General features: G+C 44.7%; 17 protein-coding genes and 2 tRNA genes. 11 read left to right on the top strand and 8 right to left on the bottom strand.

Features of this window, described 5'->3' with window-relative positions; all coding sequences use genetic code 11:
• Positions 1 to 177: 177 nt before the first annotated feature.
• On the bottom strand, positions 178 to 1626 hold the full coding sequence (locus IJE10_10070; GenBank protein MBQ2968449.1) for a family 43 glycosylhydrolase: 1449 nt from the start codon (positions 1624 to 1626) through the stop codon (positions 178 to 180).
• A 161-nt stretch (positions 1627 to 1787) separates the two neighbouring features.
• On the opposite strand from IJE10_10070, the gene IJE10_10065 reads away from it, so the two are divergent.
• Positions 1788 to 3176, top strand: coding sequence for an MATE family efflux transporter (locus tag IJE10_10065; protein MBQ2968448.1), 1389 nt, complete (start codon positions 1788 to 1790; stop codon positions 3174 to 3176).
• Between the two features lie 426 nt (positions 3177 to 3602).
• On the opposite strand, the gene IJE10_10060 is transcribed toward IJE10_10065, so the two are convergent.
• The 5 genes from IJE10_10060 to IJE10_10040 form a co-directional block, all read right to left on the bottom strand.
• The gene (locus tag IJE10_10060; protein ID MBQ2968447.1) at positions 3603 to 4316 is read right to left on the bottom strand and encodes a DUF4886 domain-containing protein; all 714 of its coding nucleotides are present in this window, start codon (positions 4314 to 4316) and stop codon (positions 3603 to 3605) included.
• 461 nt (positions 4317 to 4777) lie between these two features.
• Positions 4778 to 6490 (bottom strand): S-layer homology domain-containing protein, encoded by a 1713-nt coding sequence (locus IJE10_10055; protein MBQ2968446.1) that lies wholly within the window; start codon positions 6488 to 6490, stop codon positions 4778 to 4780.
• 65 nt (positions 6491 to 6555) lie between these two features.
• Positions 6556 to 6759, bottom strand: coding sequence for a hypothetical protein (locus IJE10_10050; protein ID MBQ2968445.1), 204 nt, complete (start codon positions 6757 to 6759; stop codon positions 6556 to 6558).
• Positions 6756 to 7436, bottom strand: a complete 681-nt coding sequence (locus tag IJE10_10045; GenBank protein MBQ2968444.1) for a hypothetical protein — start codon at positions 7434 to 7436, stop codon at positions 6756 to 6758. The genes IJE10_10050 and IJE10_10045 overlap by 4 nt, the downstream gene beginning before the upstream one ends.
• Positions 7433 to 8884 (bottom strand): hypothetical protein, encoded by a 1452-nt coding sequence (locus IJE10_10040; protein ID MBQ2968443.1) that lies wholly within the window; start codon positions 8882 to 8884, stop codon positions 7433 to 7435. The genes IJE10_10045 and IJE10_10040 overlap by 4 nt, the downstream gene beginning before the upstream one ends.
• Before the next feature lie 238 nt (positions 8885 to 9122).
• Here IJE10_10040 and IJE10_10035 point away from each other — a divergent pair, with 238 nt between their 5' ends.
• Positions 9123 to 9752: a helix-turn-helix domain-containing protein gene (locus tag IJE10_10035; GenBank protein MBQ2968442.1), complete on the top strand. Its 630-nt coding sequence runs from the start codon at positions 9123 to 9125 to the stop codon at positions 9750 to 9752.
• A gap of 122 nt (positions 9753 to 9874) precedes the next feature.
• Here the strand turns inward: IJE10_10035 and IJE10_10030 are convergent, their stop codons facing one another.
• Positions 9875 to 10720, bottom strand: coding sequence for a sugar phosphate isomerase/epimerase (locus IJE10_10030; GenBank protein MBQ2968441.1), 846 nt, complete (start codon positions 10718 to 10720; stop codon positions 9875 to 9877).
• Positions 10717 to 11403 carry a histidinol phosphatase gene (locus IJE10_10025; GenBank protein MBQ2968440.1) on the bottom strand — a complete coding sequence of 229 codons (687 nt, stop codon included), beginning with the start codon at positions 11401 to 11403 and terminating at the stop codon, positions 10717 to 10719. Before IJE10_10025 ends, IJE10_10030 begins: the two co-directional genes overlap by 4 nt.
• A 214-nt stretch (positions 11404 to 11617) precedes the next feature.
• Between IJE10_10025 and guaB the strand changes: the two genes are divergently transcribed.
• The 9 genes from guaB (at position 11618) to IJE10_09980 (ending at position 19800) form a co-directional block, all read left to right on the top strand.
• Entirely contained in the window at positions 11618 to 13072 is a 1455-nt protein-coding gene (guaB, locus tag IJE10_10020; protein MBQ2968439.1) for an IMP dehydrogenase, read from the top strand.
• Positions 13073 to 13154: 82 nt separating this feature from the next.
• The gene (locus IJE10_10015) at positions 13155 to 14414 is read left to right on the top strand and encodes a helix-turn-helix domain-containing protein (protein ID MBQ2968438.1); all 1260 of its coding nucleotides are present in this window, start codon (positions 13155 to 13157) and stop codon (positions 14412 to 14414) included.
• 121 nt (positions 14415 to 14535) lie between these two features.
• Entirely contained in the window at positions 14536 to 15564 is a 1029-nt protein-coding gene (locus IJE10_10010) for a helix-turn-helix domain-containing protein (protein MBQ2968437.1), read from the top strand.
• 18 nt (positions 15565 to 15582) lie between these two features.
• Positions 15583 to 16272 carry a cell division ATP-binding protein FtsE gene (gene ftsE, locus IJE10_10005; protein MBQ2968436.1) on the top strand — a complete coding sequence of 230 codons (690 nt, stop codon included), beginning with the start codon at positions 15583 to 15585 and terminating at the stop codon, positions 16270 to 16272.
• Complete coding sequence (gene ftsX / locus IJE10_10000) at positions 16259 to 17149, top strand: permease-like cell division protein FtsX (protein MBQ2968435.1); 891 nt, start codon at positions 16259 to 16261, stop codon at positions 17147 to 17149. The genes ftsE and ftsX overlap by 14 nt, the downstream gene beginning before the upstream one ends.
• Positions 17150 to 17160: 11 nt before the next feature.
• Positions 17161 to 18279, top strand: a complete 1119-nt coding sequence (locus tag IJE10_09995) for a peptidoglycan DD-metalloendopeptidase family protein (GenBank protein MBQ2968434.1) — start codon at positions 17161 to 17163, stop codon at positions 18277 to 18279.
• A gap of 20 nt (positions 18280 to 18299) precedes the next feature.
• Positions 18300 to 19517 carry a S41 family peptidase gene (locus IJE10_09990; GenBank protein MBQ2968433.1) on the top strand — a complete coding sequence of 406 codons (1218 nt, stop codon included), beginning with the start codon at positions 18300 to 18302 and terminating at the stop codon, positions 19515 to 19517.
• A gap of 118 nt (positions 19518 to 19635) precedes the next feature.
• Positions 19636 to 19711, top strand: a tRNA-Thr gene (locus tag IJE10_09985).
• Between the two features lie 5 nt (positions 19712 to 19716).
• A tRNA-Tyr gene (locus tag IJE10_09980) sits at positions 19717 to 19800 on the top strand.
• The last annotated feature ends 52 nt before the right edge of the window (positions 19801 to 19852 follow it).

Genomic DNA, 19852 nt, shown 5'->3' with positions numbered 1-19852 from the left:
TACGTCGAGAGGCGAAGTTTGTTCATAGCAAAAACGCATTTATCAAAAGAAAACACGCAAAACTTTGCGTGTTTTCTTCATTTGGTGTCGTTCTTGTAAGTTTGTACAAACTTTGTTTGCCTTTATACTCGCGTTTTTGCGCTCCGGACTTTTTTTACATTCCTGTAATTTTTTTATTTAGTTACAGCTGCATACACCGAAGGCGGAAAAGCTTACAAGCCCGGGCGTAATTCCTTTTGGTGCACCTGTTATGGTAAGGCGTATCCCAAGTGCTTTGACCGTATCTGTTTCGCGGTAATCCACGCAAAGGTCTCTTTCGTTTTTGCTCTGATCCGAAAGAATTTTCCATTCGTTTGGTTTTGCCATATATTCTACGATATATTGAAACGGTCCCGGCATAATTCCGTCTGCCGTTTCCATACCGATATCACGCCATATAATTCTGAAAGAATGAATTTCAAAAAAGGTGTCCTTACCGAAATCGTAGGTAATCTGCGGTCTTTCGTCGGATTCTTCCGGCTGCCACCAACTTAAAATATTTTCATCACAGGAATAAATCGCATCTCTTCCCGGTGCACAGCTGGAGGCTGTGGGGTGAATCATACTGTTAAGTGACACAAGTCCTGCGGAATTTCCCTTTTCGGGATTTTTCAGTATCCCCGGTGCGAACTGTGGCGTTTCGGTGGTTTCGGGACAGTAAAGCTCGCCGTTTTCGTCAATTCCAATGGGGTCCATACTCACTCTTCGCTCAAAAAGGTGATTGTAGCAGAAAATATTTGTATAGAAAACCCAAAGCGTATCATTCGGACCTTTTGCAATGCTTCCGTGTCCTGCACCGCGAATTAAGCCGTGCTTTTTCACGGTAAGAGGTCCGGGCCTTTGCTGATGTTTAAACCTACCCATCGGGCCCTCGTCGGAATACATAATTCCGTTTGCGTACGCGCTGAACTGCGTTCCGCATCCCGAATATAAAAGATAAATTCTGTTTCCTATTTTAAATACCCACTGTCCTTCAATCCAGCCCATACGCTTGTTTTCGTTGTTTTCTCCGAATCTCTGCCACGTAATTTCAGGCTCAAAACGGTTAATTTCAACAGGCTCGGTAATCATCTGACAGGGATTTGCAGGATCAAGCTCTGCACAAACTGTGCCGGTCATTAAATAAACATCTTTGTTTTCGGGGTTTGACACATTGGAGTGCCAGTAAATATAAAGACGGTCGTCGTGCACTAAAAAACAGCCGTCAACCGCACGGATGGGACTGCCTTTTGTGTCTTTTAACACGCCTATGTGTTTAAAAGGACCAAGCGGAGAGTCTGCACAGTACATATCGGGTGACTGATGTCCGTTTAAATACCATTTTCCGCGAAACTCTACGATTGCAGGACTGTAGCTTACATCGTGCACACCAATATCTACATGCTTCCAGTTCACAAAATCCTCGGTAACGTAGGCAACCGAGTAGCTTGGATACATAATCCATTTTCCGTCATGATAAATAACAGAAGGGTCTGAAATGGAACGATAATCTTTAATAGATCTTATGTCCTCCTTCATCTGATGTGTGTCAACCGGTCTTCCGCTTTCTACGCCCTCAATACACAAAGGATTGCAGTACGTTTTCATTTTAAAATCACCTCACCAAAATAGTAGCATATTTTAAAAGTGCAGTCAAGCGATTCATTCACTTGTTTTAGCCTGAAATTAATTATGGGGGCATTCTTCTTGACTTTGTACGGAAAGTTTGGTATAATAGCGCTTGAAATTTAAGGCGTGGAGGAACAAAAATGCATTTTCGCTCAAAATACATCGGCTCCTGGAGCTTTTATAAAAAGACACTGATGATTGCAATTCCTGTCATGATTCAGAATTTAATTACCAACTTTGTGGCACTTTTAGACAACATCATGGTAGGACAGGTGGGTACCGAACAGATGTCGGGCGTTGCCATTGTCAATCAGCTTTTATTTGTGTTTAACCTTGCCATTTTCGGTGCCGTTTCGGGGGTGGGTATTTTTACCGCCCAGTATTTCGGCAAAGGAGATAACGAGGGCGTGCGATACACCTTCCGCTTTAAAATCGGTGTGGTGTTGTTGATTCTTTTAGTTGCTTCAGGCGTGCTTTTTGCCTTTGATGAAACGCTTATTTCCTACTATTTAAAAGGCTCGGCAAAGGGGCTTGATGTGAGCCTCATTGCAAAATCTGCCAAAGACTACCTTGCGGTTATGATGTTCGGTCTGATTCCCTTTGCGTTAGAGCAAGCCTATTCGGGGACTCTGCGTGAGGGTAAGGTTGCGTTTCCGCCCATGGTGGCAGGGGTTGTAGCGGTGCTGGTAAACATTTTCTTTAACTGGCTTTTGATTTTCGGTGTCGGTCCGTTCCCTGAAATGGGCGTTGTGGGTGCGGCGGTTGCAACCGTCATTTCCCGTTATGTACAGGTGTTCATTGTAGTCATCTGGACCCATACCCATAAAAAACAGTTACCCTTTGTAAAGGGCTTATACCGCTCGGCAAAAGTGCCTTTGACACTGGTAAAACGTATCAGTATAAAGGGCGTATTGCCCCTTACCGCCAACGAAATGCTGTGGGGTGCAGGAGTTGCGATTTTAGGACAGTGCTATTCCCTGTGCGGTGCAGATGTGGTGGCAAGTCACAACATTGCCTCTACCGTAAACAATCTGTTTAATGTTATGTATGTGGCATTTGGGGCAGGTGTCGGGGTGGTTATCGGCCAGCTCCTTGGTGCAAACGATTTAAAGGGCGCAAAGGAAGCTGCGCCAAAGCTTATCGTGTTTTCCACGCTGCTTACGGTGGTTGTGGGACTTGTGATGGCATGCTTTTCCGGGCTGATTCCCGAAATTTACAACACCTCAGAGGAAGTCAAATCCCTTTCCACAACCTTTATTTTGATTATCGCCATTTGCATGCCGCTGCATGGTATGTTGCATGCCACCTACTTTACCATCCGCTCGGGCGGTAAAACACTCATCACATTTTTGTTTGATGCAGGCTTTTCCTGGCTTGTGGTGGTGCCTTTGGGATACAGTCTGGTGTACTTAACCGACCTTTCGGTTGTGGCAATCTATTTTTGCTGTAACGCGGTGGAAATTTTAAAGTGCTTTATCGGATATGTATTTCTTAAAAAAGATATGTGGCTTTCAAATATTGTATCTTAGGAAACGAAAACAGAGTGCGAAAAAGGAAGTTATATTTTGTCAATTTGAATTCGTCGGCGTACAGAGGTACGGTAGAGTTCAAATTGACAAAAAGCAAGTAATGGAGCGGAATCCTCGATGGATTCCGCTCCATTCAACATCTGTTCAAAACGGAGATTCTTCACTTCGCTCAGAATAACAAATCGTTCTTTGCTTGCGGTAGAACGACTTTTTCGACGGTCTGAACAGAGGCGAAAGCCTCTGTTTTTTTTTATAGGGTATATGTATCTTTATCGTTTGCAAATTCTACGTTTGGTAAAAGGACTTTGCATCTTTCAAGCGTGCCCGAAGCATCGCCTAAAATTTCTCTGTCGTGGTGTCTGACAGCGCAGGTTCCTTGTCCGAACAGCTCCCGAAAATATAAAGCTTCATGTAAAACTGCTCCTTTTAAAGGTTTTCAACACAGGTTTTTGCAAGCTGTATTTCCTGCTCCGAAACAGGCACGTCAAAATCACAGAAGGTGTTGCTTAAAACAGAATTGCCAGTTAAAGTCTTGTACCACAAAAGAGCGATGGCGTATCTGCCCAAGCCTAAGGAAGCATGGAAGGTGTCGCGATGTACCGTTTCCGCACCGTTTTCCAGCAAGGCTTTTAAAAGAGCACCCGATTTGAGCATACCGTCAGCATGAATGGTTTCAAAGGCAAGATTATACGCCTTTTCCACATCCTTAAACATGTCGGCATAGGTGGTATATCCTCTGTTTGTAAGTCTTTCGCTACCCGTTTCATAGCCCCAGGTCTGGTGAATGTAGATTTTTGCTTTGGGACAGTATTCCTGAATGTAGTTTTTAAGCTCTGTGATATAAGGGTTGTAGGTGTCGGGCTGATAAGAAAAATGGCTTGCCTGCTGCAACGTTACCACATCCCATTCACGGCTTAAAAGTGCTTCTTTAATCGAAACCATAAATTCTGTGTTTTCGCCGTTGAATTCAAGGCGGTACGCCTTAAGGTCCCCTTTCATGTTTTTAAAATGTGTGTACAGACTGCAACCACCGATGAAAAGGTTTACGGTGGTTAAATCCACACCGTCCGCCTTAGCGATTTGATGTAAATAGCGGGTTGCATCCTGGGAAAAGCTGTTACCGATGGATAAAATTTGCATATAAACACGTCCTTTCGCACACAGTATACCATAGTTGAATTGGCGTGTCAAATAAAAAAGAGCCATTCGGCTCTTTTTTCAGACTGTCGAAAAAGTCGTTCTACCGCATCGTCACAACAAGACCTTTTTATTCGCCGTACTTCTTGTACGGCTCTTTTTTCGGCCTGTTGTTCCTTTTTCGTGAAAAGTTTTCTTGAAAATACTTTTCACGAGCACTCACTACGTTCGCATTTTTGTTATTCTGAGCGAAGCGAAGAATCTCCGGTTTGAACAGATGTTGAATGGAGCGGAATCCATCGAGGCTTCCGCTCCATTGCTTGCTTTTTGTCAATTTAAACTCTACCGTACCTCTGTACGCCGACGAATTCAAATTGACAAAATATAACTTCCTTTTTCTTAAGTCTACAGCGTGTCGATAGGTTTATCGACACGCTAATAAAAAAGAGCCATTCGGCTCTTTTTTATTGCATACTTGAAATTTCGCCCACAAACAGGGGTTGCAGATTGGTTTTGTCCATAATCACATAGGTGAACGGCTTGTCAAAGATGACCGGAATGGGGTCTTCCATCGGTGCGCTGGTCGCACCGACCATAAGTCCCGTTACAGCTGCCGCCTCGGTGCCTTGTTCATCTACTTTAATGTACGCCTTGTGTACCGCGCCCGTCAGCTGTGCTTCGGGGTGGTTTAACATTTTGGACAAATCCGCCTGATTTGTAAAGACGGTTTTAACACCTAATTGATTCATCATACCCACTAAGTTTGCGGAAAAATCCACTTCAAATTTGGGCATGGACAGCGCAATGCGTGTGGATTTAGGCATACTGTTTGCCACAACCGCACAAGGGTTCTGGATTTTTTCGTCTGCCATCATAACAAACATACTCACGTCTAAATTATCCGCGCGGTAGGGAAGCTCCACCAAAGTGATGCCATCCTGCTGTGCATAGTCGAAATAACGGGTGGTGTGCATAAATTCCGCTGTTTGCGTTTCGCCTGAGCGGGAATAAAAGGGTTTCTCACTCGTAACCGGGAAGGGCGTCTGCCACTTGCCCATAAAATAGACCGCATTTAAAAGTGCCGCCATAAAATCAGGATTGTCTGTGATGCTTTGAATTTTGCCGTGGGTCTTTTCGCTGACCCAATCGTTGATTTTTTGCACCGCGTTTTGGTTGTTTACCTTTTCGGTGGTTGCACCGTAATACGATTGTGTAAGCGTAGTAAAGGCAGGCAGAAAGTCAGCACCCTCTGCATTGGATTGGTTTAACCACAAGCTGTTTGCGGTTTCAATCTGCAAAAGCTCTTCTTTTGTATACGTATCCGAAAGATTCTTTGCAACCTGATTGAATTGGTCATTTTCAATGTGTAACGCCTGCTTTAATTCCTGCTCGGTTTGTCCCGCTGTGCCGTTTGTCAGCATGGAAAAAGCGGTGTGAATGGAGTAGGGCGAGAAAATGTAATTTTCATTTTCAGGCATCATGGCATTTAAATCATCTGCAAAGGTAACACTGCCCGATGCACTTGGCAACGGCAATCCGCAGGTCATACCGGAAAAATCTGCTTCATCGAAGATACCGGCTTCGATTAATGCAGTTTTGACCATTTTGCCGTCTGCCGTTATGCAAAGCAAGCCCTGATACAAAAGACGTACCGTGTCACCTCTTGAAAGAGGCAGATTGTTTTTTACAATGCTTTTGGTGAAGTTGTTTTGTAACCATTCACATTCTATGCCCTTTTCGTAAGCGGTTTCGGGAAGAACATCGGTGTAGCCGATGGCGCAAAGCCACATTTTGGCAAACTCCTGCGCGGTTACCTGACGCTCGGGCGAAAAGGTGCCGTCTGCGTTGCCGTGTATAAAGCCGTGCAGTACACCGCGCGCCACATCCTTGCTTGCCCAATGTCCGTCCAAATCCGGGAAAACGGGTTTAGCACCTACGGCATAAGGCGGCTCGGGAAGCATGCGCAGTATAAATGCCACCGCCTCGGCACGGGTGACGGGGCGTTCTAATTCAAAACCCTTGTCCGTACCTTTTAAAATGCCAAGAGAAGAAAGCACCGTCACTTCGATATCTGTTTCGGAAACAGGCGGAATTTCTTCGGGCTTTAAATCCTTTGCCAGTACAATGCCCGTAAAAAGCAATACTATAGCCAGCAGTAAACATACCAATTTCTTCATATTCATCCATCCTTTCTACTTATAATACTTTTCAGGATGGAAAAAGGTTGCAATTTTTAGAAATTTTAGGCAAAATTTACTGCATTTGTGTCCTTGCCCGAGGCGGAGAGCTGTTCTTGTTGTGCAGGGGTGATTTCAAACCAGTCGCTGATGTCGCTTTTTGCACTGAGAAAAACCGAACCGCCTACCGAGGAAAAGGCGTTGCCGTTGGTTAAAATCATGCCCTCGCTTGCCTGTAATTTTTTGATTTCAATGGAAGATACCGTCATGTTAAAATCCATCCTTTCTCTGTGGCAACCGCAATTTCGGCCACCGCTAATTTATCAAGATTTGTTGTACTTAAATTGCATACCCATTCCGTTCCGCTCGCGTCGTCTGATTTGTCCGCAAGCGTGTTTAAAATGTGCACCAAACAATCGTGTGTTAGCTTTGTTGCATGCGAGAACGAAATGTTTTGCTGAATTTCGCAATTCACAAAAGTAATGTTTTCCAAAGCAAAACAATTTGCAAACCAGTTTGAAAAGGTCTGGTTTGGTGCAACGGTAATGCTTGGAATATTCTTTATTGCCGAATCGCGGAAAATCTGTGTACTTGCGTGATAGGCAAAGTTTAAAGGAACAACCGTGTCTGTTATGTTGGAATAGCCAAACATCTGGCTGAATGCACCGCTTGTGGATATCGGATATTTCGGGTTGTAGGTTTCGTCCGTCCAGCCTCTGCCGTAAAAGGCATATGCCCAGCCGGTGCGCATTCCGTATTGCTGATATGTATCCCAAAAGCTTCCCTGTTCTGCTATTTTACCGTTTTCATGTCCTCTCAGGAGCGCCGCCTCGTGTAATTCTGCAAATTTACTTGCAAAATCACTGGGTTTTATTTTTTTGATGGAGGCATTGAAACTGCGCAACACGTCGGCAATTTGCTTGAACTTCTCCTGCTGAACACTCATACTGCCACCTCCCAGCTGTCAAGGATTGCGTTTTGAATGGCGGTATCCGTGTAATGGTTTGCAGGTTGTAAAAAAGATACAGTGTCCTGCCATCTGGCTTCGTTGTATACCCGATAATACGGATATTTTTGCTTGAACGCCTCAAGGGTCATGCCGGGAGTTGCGTCCTCACAGGTCATTTCCAGCTCATATTGATCGTCAAAGGGAAAAGAAACAAAGTGCTTTGCAATCAGTTTTTCACCGGTTTCGGGGTTAAAAAATTCGTATTCGTTGCCTGGTGCCATTTCCACAGATAAATAACCGCAAACGGTAAGATTTGGTGTTGTATCGTCAATATAGGCATCGATATAAGCTTGGTTAATTTCATCTGTGCTGTATTGCACCTGCTCACCGCCACTGACCAGAACGGACAGCTGATTGTTTTTGTTTTTCGGCACACGTCGGTTAAGGGCGGTCTGGGTTTCCGTTAAGATTTCGGTGTCTTTTTTATCGGCATACGCCTTTGCAAGCTTTAATGCAGGGCTTATAACATATTCGTCCAGAAACGTACCGGGGAGTGCTTCCTCAGGGCTTGCCCACACAGCTTTGGTTTCTTCTTTTAAGTATTCGCCGTTTAACTGTATGGATTCAAAAATTTCAAACAGTGTATCGACGGATGCGTCCTCCATCAGCGGGCAGGCAGACAGCGGAAAGGCAAAAATATATCCGTCGCCCGAGGCGGTGATTTCTTCTGCCACCACATCATAGTCTGTAGATGCATCTGTGTTGCTGGGGATAAAGGTCAGCCCGAAGGCACAGGATTCCTGTGTGGGGTCGGTCAGGTCTGTATTTTGGAATAAGGCAGAGGAAATTTCCAAAAAAGCAGTATCGCTGTCTAAAAGGCCTGCGTCCAAAATGTATTCGCTGTTGTTTTCCAACTCGGCTGTAAAATACTGCAGTTCTGTGTTTTGTTTTTTCTTAAGATACAGTATTTTGCCCACGTCCGAAAGGGATGAGTCGGGCAGAAGCTTGTTTTGGGCTTCTTTCAGCTGGTTTAACGCAGATTCTGCATCTTTTACAGCTTCTTCGGTCTGCAGAATCAGCTTGGTCAGAATCGGATAGCGGTCGTCGCTTTCGATTGTAGCGGTATTTGCGGCAGGCAACACCTGGAAAATAAGCTCGTTGGATGTGAGAATCATGTCGCCTGTATGTACCGTTACGCGGACGGAAAGCTTTCCTTCTGCTGCATACATGGCGTTTTTCATGGTGTAACGGCAAACCTTGCCCGAAAAATCCACACTGTCGGCAACCGTTTCTCCGTCGCTGCGGGTGGCGGTTAAAAGCATGGTGCCTTCTATGCTTTTTTCAGTGTGGAACACCAAGGTGTACGCCTTTGCATCCCCAACCACCAGATAAAAGGGCGCTTCCACATAAAAGGTGGTGGGGGTGAAAATCAGTTCTTTCTCCATAGTAACCTCCTTCTGTATCTAATTAAGATACAAATTTTGTAAAAAAATAAGATGAAAAGAATTATGTCCTCCCAAAAAGAATATATCCGCGGCTGTGTATCTTTTCAGGATACTGTCACTATACCACAAAAAAGTGATTTTGTCAAGGGTTTTGTATCTTTTTCGGAAACTTTTTTTAAAAAACGCTTGACAAATGTGTAAAATTAGGATACAATGAGGTTGAAGGACGGTGTGAAAAATGAACGTAGGTTCCTATATCAAAGAATTGCGTCAGGCTCGGAATTTAACCCAGGAAGAGCTTGGCAACATCGTGGGCGTACAGCGCGCTGCGGTGCAGAAGTGGGAGTGCGGTAAGACCCGCAACCTGAAAAGAGATACAATCAAAAAACTGGCAGATTTTTTTGGGGTGGATGCTTCAAAGTTTATTGAGGACAGCACAAATGTTGAGCCGGTGCATTTTTCGGAGCAGGCGGTAAAAATCCCCGTGTTTGGCTATATTCCTGCAGGCATTCCCATTGAGGCGATAGAGGATGTGCTGGATTACGAGAGCATTCCTGCCGACTGGATGAGCGGTGACAAGGATTATTTTGCCTTAAAAATCAAGGGCGACAGCATGTATCCCAATTACTTAGATGGGGATGTGGTGATTTTTGAAAAGACCTGCACTGCCGAAAACGGGAAAGATGTTGCCATTATGATTAATGGGGGCGATGCGACATTTAAGCGCCTGAAAATTATGGAAGACGGCATACTTCTGGTCCCCTTAAATCCCAATTACGAAACCCGATTCATTAAAAATGAAGAGGTGGACACCCTGCCTGCCCGTATCATTGGCGTGGCAAAGGAGTTAAGACGGCAGGGACTATAAAACCGGAAAAGTGCATACACAAAGAAAAATCAAGCAACGGAGCGGAATCCATCGGGGATTCCGCTCCGTTCAGAATGACTATTATATGTTCACTTGCGGTTGAACGATTTTTTCAGTATTGCTCAGTTTGCAAGATATTTAGCAACATTTGCTGCTGCCTGCTCAAACTGATCTCTTAAATCTTGTGGCAGGTGAAGCGGTGCGTGGGTTTCTAAGTCCAGCGGAATGCTTTCATCTACGCACTCTTTCAGGGCAACCTTAAAGGCTTCCCAGTTTATAGAGCCCGCGTAGGGGAGCATGTGACGGTCATAATCCTTGTAATTGTCATGCACATGGAAGCACTTGATGCGGTTGCCCAAAAGACGAACTGCGTCGGCAGGCTCGGTGCCGAATACCCAGGCGTGGCCCGTGTCTAAACAAATGCCCATCTGCTCGGAATTTAGCATGTCCAGAAACTGAATGCATGCCTCTACCGTGGAGATGGAAAGGTCCTTCATGGGCATATTTTCAAAGCACAAGGTAATGCCGTACTTTTTGGCATGGGGAATTAACCGTTCGAAAAATTTAAGATTCACATCCCACAAAAATTCCTTGTCCAGCTCGTCTCCGTTCCAGGGCATGAGCGGATGAATGACAAAATTTTTGCAGTTTAAAAGCTTGGTGCCGTAAAGGGCTTTGACCATTTTTTCGTACCATATTTCAATGTCCTCGGGGGTGCGGTTTATGGTGGGCCACATCCAGGGTGCGTGTGCCTGGTCAATGGTAATGCCGTGCTTTTGGGCAAGCTGACTGTCCTCGATACACTGCTTTTCAAATTGGTCGTCCGACACATTAAACCATGGGCGGGTTACCCGTGCGAAATTTTCATAGTCGCAGTTGGTATACCCAAAGCTTTTCATTTTTGCAAAGCCCTCGTCCACATCACCATAGGTGAAAAAGGGGGCACTCTTGATACCGATTTCTCTCATTTTTCTTCACTCTTTTCCGTAAAAATTTCGGCTTTGCCGTTTTTGATTGTTGTTATAAAATCCTCTTCGCTCATAAGAGGCGTTTTGGTTTTAATACCTGCTAAGCACAACACACTTCCGTTAAAATGATTGTCGGAGCCTGCGCTTTTGAACAAATTGTAATTGTCGGCATAATTTTCTGCCATGGCATTTTCAAAATCGGTGCGACAGCCGTTAACCACCTCAACCCCGTGCACACATCTTGGGAACAGACGGATATGGTCAATGTATTTTGCTTCGCGCATGGGGTGGGCGTGTACAACAAATGCCCCTTCGTCCATCATAAATGAGAGTTCGTCGCTTTTTTTCATGTCCATAATTTCGGGGTGGTTATAATACCATTCTTCCGAAAGACCGTATATCAAAAAGTCTGTGCCTTTATAAGAAAGCTCGACTCCTAAAAATACTTTCAAGCCGATTTTTGCTCCGTATGCTACTGCCTCGTGATAGTCGGAAAAATAAAAGTCCAGCTTTTCCTTATAAGGAATATCGAAATTGATATTGATGTTTCCGCAAAGAAAATGATTGGTTAAAAATATACCGTCGTACCCTTTCTTTTTGTAAAAGTCAAGGACTTCCTGTACAGTAAAATGCGCACAACGGCTTACAGGCTTTGTGTGCACATGCGTTTCATACTTATACATCGTTGTCGCCTCCGTTTTTATTATATACCTTCTTGGCGAAAAAAGCTTGTAAAATCAAGCTTTTTTATTGTAAATAAATTTCAACCCTATTATACGCTTTTTAAAAGAAGAAGTCAAGGAAATTGGTTGAAATGCTGTTGACAGAAAGGCAAAAGTGTGGTATACTGGATAAAATAAAACGAAAATATTATTTATAACCGAAAGGAGTTCTCCCATGGCTAAAATCCTGAAAGAAGGCTTGACCTTTGACGACGTGCTTTTGGTACCCCAGAAATCTGTGGTGCTTCCCAACCAGGTGGATCTTTCTACCCGTCTGACAAAGAATTTACGACTCAATATCCCGCTGATGACCGCGGCGATGGACACGGTAACCGAATCTCCCATGGCAATCGCCATTGCCCGTGAAGGCGGTATCGGCATCATCCATAAGAACATGTCTATTGAAGCGCAGGCTCTGGAGGTTGACCGCGTAAAGCGCAGTGAAAACGGCGTTATTACCGATCCGTTCTATCTCGGACCCGACAACACTTTAAAAGAAGCAGACGAGCTGATGGGCAGATACCGTATCTCCGGTGTGCCGATTGTAACCGACGGTAAGCTGGTAGGTATTCTGACAAACCGCGATCTGCGTTTTGTGGAAGATTATGACCAGGTTATCAAGGATGTAATGACCAAGGATAACTTAATTACTGCACCGGTGGGTACAAATCTTGAAACCGCGCAGAAAATCCTGGCTAAGCATAAGGTTGAAAAGTTGCCTATCGTGGATGAGCAGGGCTACTTAAAAGGCCTTGTTACCATTAAGGATATCAAGAAGGCAGTAAAATACCCCAATTCCTGCAGAGACTCTGCGGGCAGACTGGTTGCCGGTGCAGGCGTTGGTGTTACCGGTGACATGATGGACCGTGTAAAGGCACTCGTCGATGCAAAGGTTGACGTTATCGTTCTAGACTCTGCCCACGGCCATTCCGCAAATATCATCAAGAGCGTAAGCGCAATTAAAGAAAAATATCCCGAACTGCAGGTTATTGCAGGTAACGTTGCAACCTATGAAGGCACCGAGGATTTAATTAAAGCAGGTGCAGATGCGGTTAAAATTGGTATCGGACCCGGTTCTATCTGTACCACCCGTGTGGTTGCAGGTATCGGTGTACCGCAGCTTACTGCTGTTATGGATGCGGCAGAAGCGGCAGCAAAATATGATGTACCGATTATCGCAGACGGTGGCATCAAATACTCCGGTGATGTTGTAAAAGCAATTGCAGCTGGTGCAAGCGTAGTTATGATGGGTTCTCTCTTTGCAGGCTGTGAAGAAAGCCCCGGCGAAATTGAAATCTACGAAGGCCGAAGCTTTAAGGTATACCGTGGTATGGGCTCTATTGCAGCAATGAATTGCGGCAGTAAGGACAGATACTTCCAGCAGGATTCCAAGAAACTGGTTCCCGAGGGTGTTGAAGGCCGTGTGCCCTTTAAAGGTCCTATGGCAGATACAGTATATCAGCTCCTGGGCGGTTTAAGAAGCGGTATGGGCTACTGCGGTACGGCAACCATTGATGATTTGCGCACAAACGGTCAGTTTGTACGTATTACCAATGCGGCACTTAAGGAAAGTCATCCCCATGACATCTACATCACCAAGGAAGCACCCAACTATTCCATGAAGCCGTGAGGCAAGTGGTAAAATCAATATAAATTAGCAAGTTTTAAGGCATATCGGATAAAATCCGCTATGTCCAAGGAGGAAAACGGTCATGTACCAATTGGTTCTCATTTCTTCCAGCAAGCAGGTAACAGAGGATTTTCAAAAACGGGATTTGAATTCCGCAAATTTTGAGTTGGCGTGTGTCACAGAAGATGCAAACGAAGCGATCCTTAAAAAACCGCACGTTTTAGTGTGTCCCGCAAAAAGCAGTATTGTGGACGGTTTGCAGATTGCCAAGCAGGCATATGAGGAAAACTGGCCCACAAAGGTGATTTTATACGGCAGACGTACCTATGAATGTGTACATCTTGCCATGGATGCACATGCGTTCGGCTACTTGTCCATGCCCATGGACAACGCAGAGGTTGTACACACCTTGGTGGGGTTAAAAACCTATCTGGATAAAAATCAGAATAACGACGCAGAGGACGGTCAGGACGACATCCCTCTGCTTCGGGAATATTTCTTTTATAATCTTTGTCAGGGCACCGTTAAGGATTATGCCCAGGCAGAAAATTCCTTTTACAGTTTAATTCCCTTTTCGGAAGCGGGAGAAATTGCAGTTACAAAGCTGATTATTTCCGATTTTTCGGATTATCTGGCAAGCCGCTGGAAATACGGTAAAGATTCCCTGTACACCGCGGTAAGCAATTTCCTGATTAAAAGCAACATGGACGATTTTACGGTGCCGGTACACAGAGATGGCAAGGAAATGTGCTTTTTAACCGTTGCAGGCAAGCAGAATCCGGGGTTAAAGGAACGGCTGCTTGCAAAAAGCCGGGATGTGGAACAGAATGTAAAAGATTTAATGCAAATGGAAGTGGTTATCCGCGAGCCTGTGGTGTTCCCGTCTTTAGCAGAGATGATGGCCGAGACGGCAAACAATCCGTTACTTCCCGTAAATGCACAGTTCGAGCAGTATGACGACAATGAAATCGCAGACAAAACCGAACGGGAAGGCACCGTAATCGGCAATGCGAAGGAGTATATCAACAGCTGTTATAACAAGGAAATCGGCTTAGACGACGTAGCGGCGTTTGTACAGCTTTCACCTGCGTATTTTTCCAGACTGTTCAAGCAGGAAACGGGAGAAAACTTTATTGACTATCTCATTAAGGTGCGCATGGAGCACGGCAAAAGACTTTTGGAAACCACCAACCATAAGACCTATGAAATCAGCCAGATGGTGGGTTACAAAAAAAGTAAATATTTCAGCAAGCTGTTTAAAAAATATTCGGGCTATACCGCGACGGAATACCGTTCGTATGTAAACCGTAAACGCCAGAAACGACAGCTGGATAAAATGTAAAAAGTGTGAAAAAAGCGTGATTTTTTGAAAAATCACGCTTTTTTGTTACAAAACTATTGCAAAATCATGAACAATGTGATATGATATATGAGTATAGTTTTGCAATAAAGGAGGCGAGAGTGTGCAGATTTCATTGTATCGGAACTATTTTCAGACATTAAAACAGGAGATAGATGTCTGTGCAGGTGTTCTGGATGAAAATGAAATTGTGGTTGCGGCAACAGAAGCCCAGTGGGTAGGGCAGTCGCTGAGCAAGCTTGGCTTGCAGAATGTGAAGACCTATCGCTTTAACAATGGAATAACATTGTTAATTGCGTGTGCCCCGGAGGCAGATGTTTCGGCAGTAGCAGCTGTAATCGGTGCATCCCTCATGGCTCTGGAGGACATTGACTGCAAGCAGAACGACGGGGAATATTTTATGAAACAGGTCATAAATGATAATGAACCGGATATTCCGACCCGCGCGCGTATCTTAAAAATTCAGAGTGAGGCTTTAAGAGTTGTGTATGTTATCCGTACCTCTACAAAGTATGTGGAAACGGTGATGAACATTATACGCAACATGGCGGTGGGAAGCAAAGATTTTCTGTTTGAAAACCAAAGCGGTGAGTTGGTATTTATCCGAACCTGCAAAAGTGAACCTACAGACACCAAGCTTTATAATATTGCAAGAGAAATATCCGAAGCGATTGCGACCGACGCTTTTGAATTTGTGTCGGTGGGCATCGGAATGGTGACAGCAAGCTTAGAAGAACTCAGCAAATCCTACCGTTCTGCCGTAAACGCATTGGAAATCGGCGAAATTTTCGTAAACAAGCATAAGATTTATGCGTACAGCAATTTAGGCATCAGCCGTCTGATTTCCTCTGTACCCATTGGAAAGTGCAAAGCTTTTCTGAACGAAGTATTAAAGGGAGATGCGTTAGAGAGCATTGACAGCGAAACGTTAGACACCATTCAGAAGTTTCTGGATTATGATTTGAATATATCTCTGGCTGCCCGTGAACTTTATATTCACCGGAATACTTTGGTGTATCGGCTGGATCGTCTGCAAAAGCAGACCGGGCTGGATGTGCGGAAATTTGAAGATGCAATGCTCTTTAAAATCGCAATCCTGATACATAAATACTTAAGTGCAACCAGAAGATAAGAAGAAAGGAAGAAAAACATGGTAATTGCAAAAAATGTCGGAAAAACCTTTGAAGACGGAATTGTAGCACTGGATAATGTTACATTTCTGATCAACAACGGCGAATTCGTATTCTTAGTCGGTGCTTCCGGCGCAGGTAAAACCACTCTGATTAAAATGTTCCTGCGTGAAGAGGTGCCCACAGAAGGTGAGTTTGTTATCAACGACAAAAATATTGCGCAGCTTAAAAACCGGGATATCCCTTATTTCCGCCGTACTGTCGGTGTGGTGTTCCAGGATTTCAGACTGCTTCCCGACAAAACAGTTTATGAAAACATCGAATTTGCGATGCTGGTTGTGGGTGTGCCCCGCAAAATTCGCAGAAAGCGCATTCCTGAAGTTTTGAATCAGGTGGGCTTAACTGCCCGTGCAAAGGCGTATCCGGATAATCTCTCGGGTGGTGAAAAGCAGAGAGTTGCAATCGCCCGTGCCATTGTAAATCGTCCGCCTATCTTAATTGCGGATGAACCGACCGGTAACCTCGACCCGGAAAATGCATGGGAAATCATGAATCTTCTGGACGATATCAACAAGAAAGGTACAACCGTTATTGTAGCAACGCATGCCAAAGAAATCGTAGATACCATGCAAAGACGTGTAATTGAACTGGTAGACGGCAAGCTTGTTCGTGACGAAGAGAAGGGTGTGTATGGTCATGAAAACGAATAGAATACAGTATTTTATACGCGAGGGCTTTAAGAACATTGCCCGCAATAAGTTTATGTCTGTGGCATCCATTGGCACATCCTTTGCAACACTGTTTATCTTAGGTGTGTTTCTGGTGCTGACAATCAACGTAAATGACTGGGCACAGCAGCTTGCAAGAGACTGCCAGATGCAGGTGTTCATTGCAGAGGGAACAAATGCAGAGCAGTATACTGCAGTGGGCAGGGAGATTCAGAAAATCGAGCATGTTGACAAGGTGGAAAAGTATACCAAGGAGCAGATTTTCGAGGAAATGAAAGCAGAGCTTGGGGTGGATGAAAACGGTGAGTCTATTTTAACAGGCTTTGAGCATGATAATCCGTACAGAGATTCCTATAAGGTCACTCTGAAGAATCCCGAGCAGACCGCAACGGTGCGCAAGCAGATTAAAAATATGGAAGGTGTGGCAAAAGTGACCGACTTCCAGGAGACGGTGGATAAAATCAATGCTGCCTGTGACTATATCAGGACCTTTAGTTTTTGGGTATTTATAATCCTGGGTCTGATTTCGGCATTCATTATTTCCAACTCCATCAAAACCTCTGTTTTTGCGAGACGTAAGGAAATTCATATCATGAAATATATCGGTGCAACCAACTGGTTTGTGCGCTGGCCGTTCCTGATTGAAGGTATTTTAATCGGTTTACTCGGTGCGATTTTGTCTTACCTTGTAATCTGGCTGGTATACTGGCGTATTACCTGTGTGGTGACCATTGATTTCATTCAGCTTGTTTCCTTTGCGGATATATGGGGATATCTGGCAATTGTATTCTCTATTGCAGGTGTGCTGATTGGCTTGATTGGCAGCTTCGTGTCTGTTCGCAAGCACCTGAAAGTCTGAGGTGAGCTTAAATGAAAAAGACAATAACATCCATTGTGGCAATGGTTCTGGTGGTGTGCTTTGTGCTGGTGTATATTCTGGCATATCTTGCACCTTTCACAGGTGCGGCACCTTCCAAATCAGAGGTCCAGAGTGAATTGAATGAAGTAAAACAGGAAAAAAGTGCAATTTTGCAGCAGGCACAGGATAAAGAAGTGCAGATTTCCGAGTTGCAGCAGGAAATCAACAGCCTGCAGTTTGATATTGATGAGTATCAGAAAAAGATTGATAAATCTACAAAGGAACTGAAAGCTGCTCAAAAGAGAGAAAAGGAACAGTACGAAGCCATGAAGCTCCGTCTGCGCGTAATGTATGAGGACAACAATACCACATACATCAACCTGATTCTTGACGGTGACAGCTTAACCGATATTCTGAGCGATCTGGAAATCATCAAGCAAATGGTAGACTATGACCAGTCTATGCATGCAAATCTCACAGCGGTCCGCCAGGAAATTGCGCTCCGTAAGGAAGAACTTGAAAACGAAAAGGCAATTCTGGACGAACGAAAAGCAACCATTGTTGAAAAACAGAATGTGGTGCTGGCTGAAAAAGCACAGCTGGATGCGTTGGCATCCCAGCTGAGTGCAGAAGAAACCGAACTTCTGAACGAAATCAAAAAGATTGAAGAAGAAGAACGAAAATTACAGCAGATGGTTATCTCGGGCGGTTCGCACAGCGCGACCAGTGCACCAATGAGCACAGGCAGCTTTGGCTATCCGTCTACAACAACTTCTATTTCCAGTCCGTACGGATACCGAATTCATCCGATATACGGCACAAGAAAGCTGCACACAGGTACCGACTTCCCGGTAGGTACAGGCACAGCAATTTTTGCAGCAAATGACGGTAAAGTTATTACAGCCGGTTGGTACGGTGGTTACGGCAATACCGTTATCATCGACCATGGTGGCGGTGTAACTTCTCTTTATGCACACAACAGCAGTTTAACCGTATCTGTGGGCCAGTATGTTTCTAAAGGACAGCAGATTGCAAGAGCGGGTTCTACCGGTAACTCCACAGGTCCGCACTGTCATTTTGAAATTCGTATCAATGGTTCGACCACCGATCCGATGAATTATATCCGATAATTGCAGAAAGAGGTGTTGTTATGGATGAAAATAAAAATTTGAATCAGACACCCGAAAATAATAATGCAGACGCTTCCCTACAGGAAGCGTCTGTTGTAAAGGGGAAAAAACCACGGAATCCGGTTCTTAAATTTCTTCTTCGTATTTTAAGCTATGTTCTGGTGGCAGTTCTGGCTGTGACCTTTACATTGCACGCAGTTTCAAAGGACAATGGCAATGTGAAAAAAACATATCTGCGTGTGCTGATAAACCGTTACTTTGACGGTGAAATCGACAAGGAAAAAATGCTGGAATACGAGCTTTCGGGCATGGTTGCAGGTTTAGATGACCCGCATTCTTATTACATTCCCGAGGAAATCGGCTACGAGGCTTTTGAGGAAAGCATTACAGGCAATTACGCAGGCATCGGCATACAGATGATGGAAACCGAAGAAGGTTTTTTGGTTGATGCGGTTTTCCCGAACACACCGGCACAAAAGGCGGGTGTGCAAATGGGAGACTATATTGTTGCGGTAAACGGGGAGTCTGCAGAGTCGCATACTATCGACTGGGTTTCGGATAAAATCCGTGGCGAGGAAGGTAGCGAGGTTACGGTAGACTTTGACCGTGACGGCAAGACGGTATCTTTTACCATGAAACGTGCAACGGTGGATACGCCGACCGTTACGGCAGAGGTGCTGGAAGGAAACATTGGTTATGTGAAAATGACACAGTTTGACGCGTCCAGCCACCAGGAGCTTGAACAGGCAATGCAGGACATGAAAAATGTTTCCGGACTGATTCTGGATTTAAGGGATAATCCGGGCGGACTTTTTGATGTCTGCATGGAAACCTTAGACCCGTTCCTGCCTGAGTGTGATATGGTTGTTGCACAGTACAAGGACGAGGAAAAGGATGTTACCCGTGCAGATGCAGAGGTTTTGTATGATATGCCCATGGTGGTGCTGATTAACGGAAACAGCGCCAGCAGCTCTGAAATTTATGCGGCGTGCATGAAAGATAACGAACGTGCTACAATTGTAGGTGCAAACAGCTACGGTAAGGGAAGCATTCAGACCACATTCCCGTTGGGAGATGAAACAGCGGTAAATTTAACCATCGGGCATTTTTTCTCACCAAAGGGGAATACTATTCATAAAGTAGGTGTAAAGCCTGATGTGGAAGTGGAATATGAGATGCCGGAGGGCGCATTATATGACACACAATTGCAGGCGGCACTGGATGTTTTAAAAAAATAAAAAAACTTTTCAAAAAAAGCTTGACAAATTCAAATGTTTGTGTTAGAATAGTTCTTGCGTTGAGAGCGTAGGAACTGTTCTGACGCGAAACATACTGGCTAGTAATGAGGCCGGATACGCTGGTGTAGCTCAATTGGTAGAGCAGCTGATTTGTAATCAGCAGGTCGCGGGTTCGAGTCCCATCACCAGCTCCATACATGGGCGAGTTCCCGAGTGGCCAAAGGGGGCAGACTGTAAATCTGTTGCAATTGCTTCGGTGGTTCGAATCCACCCTCTCCCACCAAACAGAAAGACACCGTAAGGTGTCTTTTTTGTTTGCGTGGGAGAGGGTGGAT

This window comes from Clostridia bacterium (assembly GCA_017410375.1).
Classification (GTDB): domain Bacteria; phylum Bacillota; class Clostridia; order RGIG6154; family RGIG6154; genus RGIG6154.
The sequence above is the reverse complement of the archived record's forward strand: the minus strand, read 5'-3'. Positions and strand labels throughout refer to the sequence as shown.

Excerpts from the sequence above, each read along its gene's own strand:
- IJE10_10070 (MBQ2968449.1), bottom strand. The coding sequence starts at position 1,626 with ATGAAAACGTACTGCAATCCTTTGTGTATTGAGGGCGTAGAAAGCGGA.
- IJE10_10065 (MBQ2968448.1), top strand. The coding sequence starts at position 1,788 with ATGCATTTTCGCTCAAAATACATCGGCTCCTGGAGCTTTTATAAAAAG.
- IJE10_10060 (MBQ2968447.1), bottom strand. The coding sequence starts at position 4,316 with ATGCAAATTTTATCCATCGGTAACAGCTTTTCCCAGGATGCAACCCGC.
- IJE10_10055 (MBQ2968446.1), bottom strand. The coding sequence starts at position 6,490 with ATGAAGAAATTGGTATGTTTACTGCTGGCTATAGTATTGCTTTTTACG.
- IJE10_10050 (MBQ2968445.1), bottom strand. The coding sequence starts at position 6,759 with ATGACGGTATCTTCCATTGAAATCAAAAAATTACAGGCAAGCGAGGGC.
- IJE10_10045 (MBQ2968444.1), bottom strand. The coding sequence starts at position 7,436 with ATGAGTGTTCAGCAGGAGAAGTTCAAGCAAATTGCCGACGTGTTGCGC.
- IJE10_10040 (MBQ2968443.1), bottom strand. The coding sequence starts at position 8,884 with ATGGAGAAAGAACTGATTTTCACCCCCACCACCTTTTATGTGGAAGCG.
- IJE10_10035 (MBQ2968442.1), top strand. The coding sequence starts at position 9,123 with ATGAACGTAGGTTCCTATATCAAAGAATTGCGTCAGGCTCGGAATTTA.
- IJE10_10030 (MBQ2968441.1), bottom strand. The coding sequence starts at position 10,720 with ATGAGAGAAATCGGTATCAAGAGTGCCCCCTTTTTCACCTATGGTGAT.
- IJE10_10025 (MBQ2968440.1), bottom strand. The coding sequence starts at position 11,403 with ATGTATAAGTATGAAACGCATGTGCACACAAAGCCTGTAAGCCGTTGT.
- guaB (MBQ2968439.1), top strand. The coding sequence starts at position 11,618 with ATGGCTAAAATCCTGAAAGAAGGCTTGACCTTTGACGACGTGCTTTTG.
- IJE10_10015 (MBQ2968438.1), top strand. The coding sequence starts at position 13,155 with ATGTACCAATTGGTTCTCATTTCTTCCAGCAAGCAGGTAACAGAGGAT.
- ftsE (MBQ2968436.1), top strand. The coding sequence starts at position 15,583 with ATGGTAATTGCAAAAAATGTCGGAAAAACCTTTGAAGACGGAATTGTA.
- ftsX (MBQ2968435.1), top strand. The coding sequence starts at position 16,259 with ATGAAAACGAATAGAATACAGTATTTTATACGCGAGGGCTTTAAGAAC.
- IJE10_09995 (MBQ2968434.1), top strand. The coding sequence starts at position 17,161 with ATGAAAAAGACAATAACATCCATTGTGGCAATGGTTCTGGTGGTGTGC.
- IJE10_09990 (MBQ2968433.1), top strand. The coding sequence starts at position 18,300 with ATGGATGAAAATAAAAATTTGAATCAGACACCCGAAAATAATAATGCA.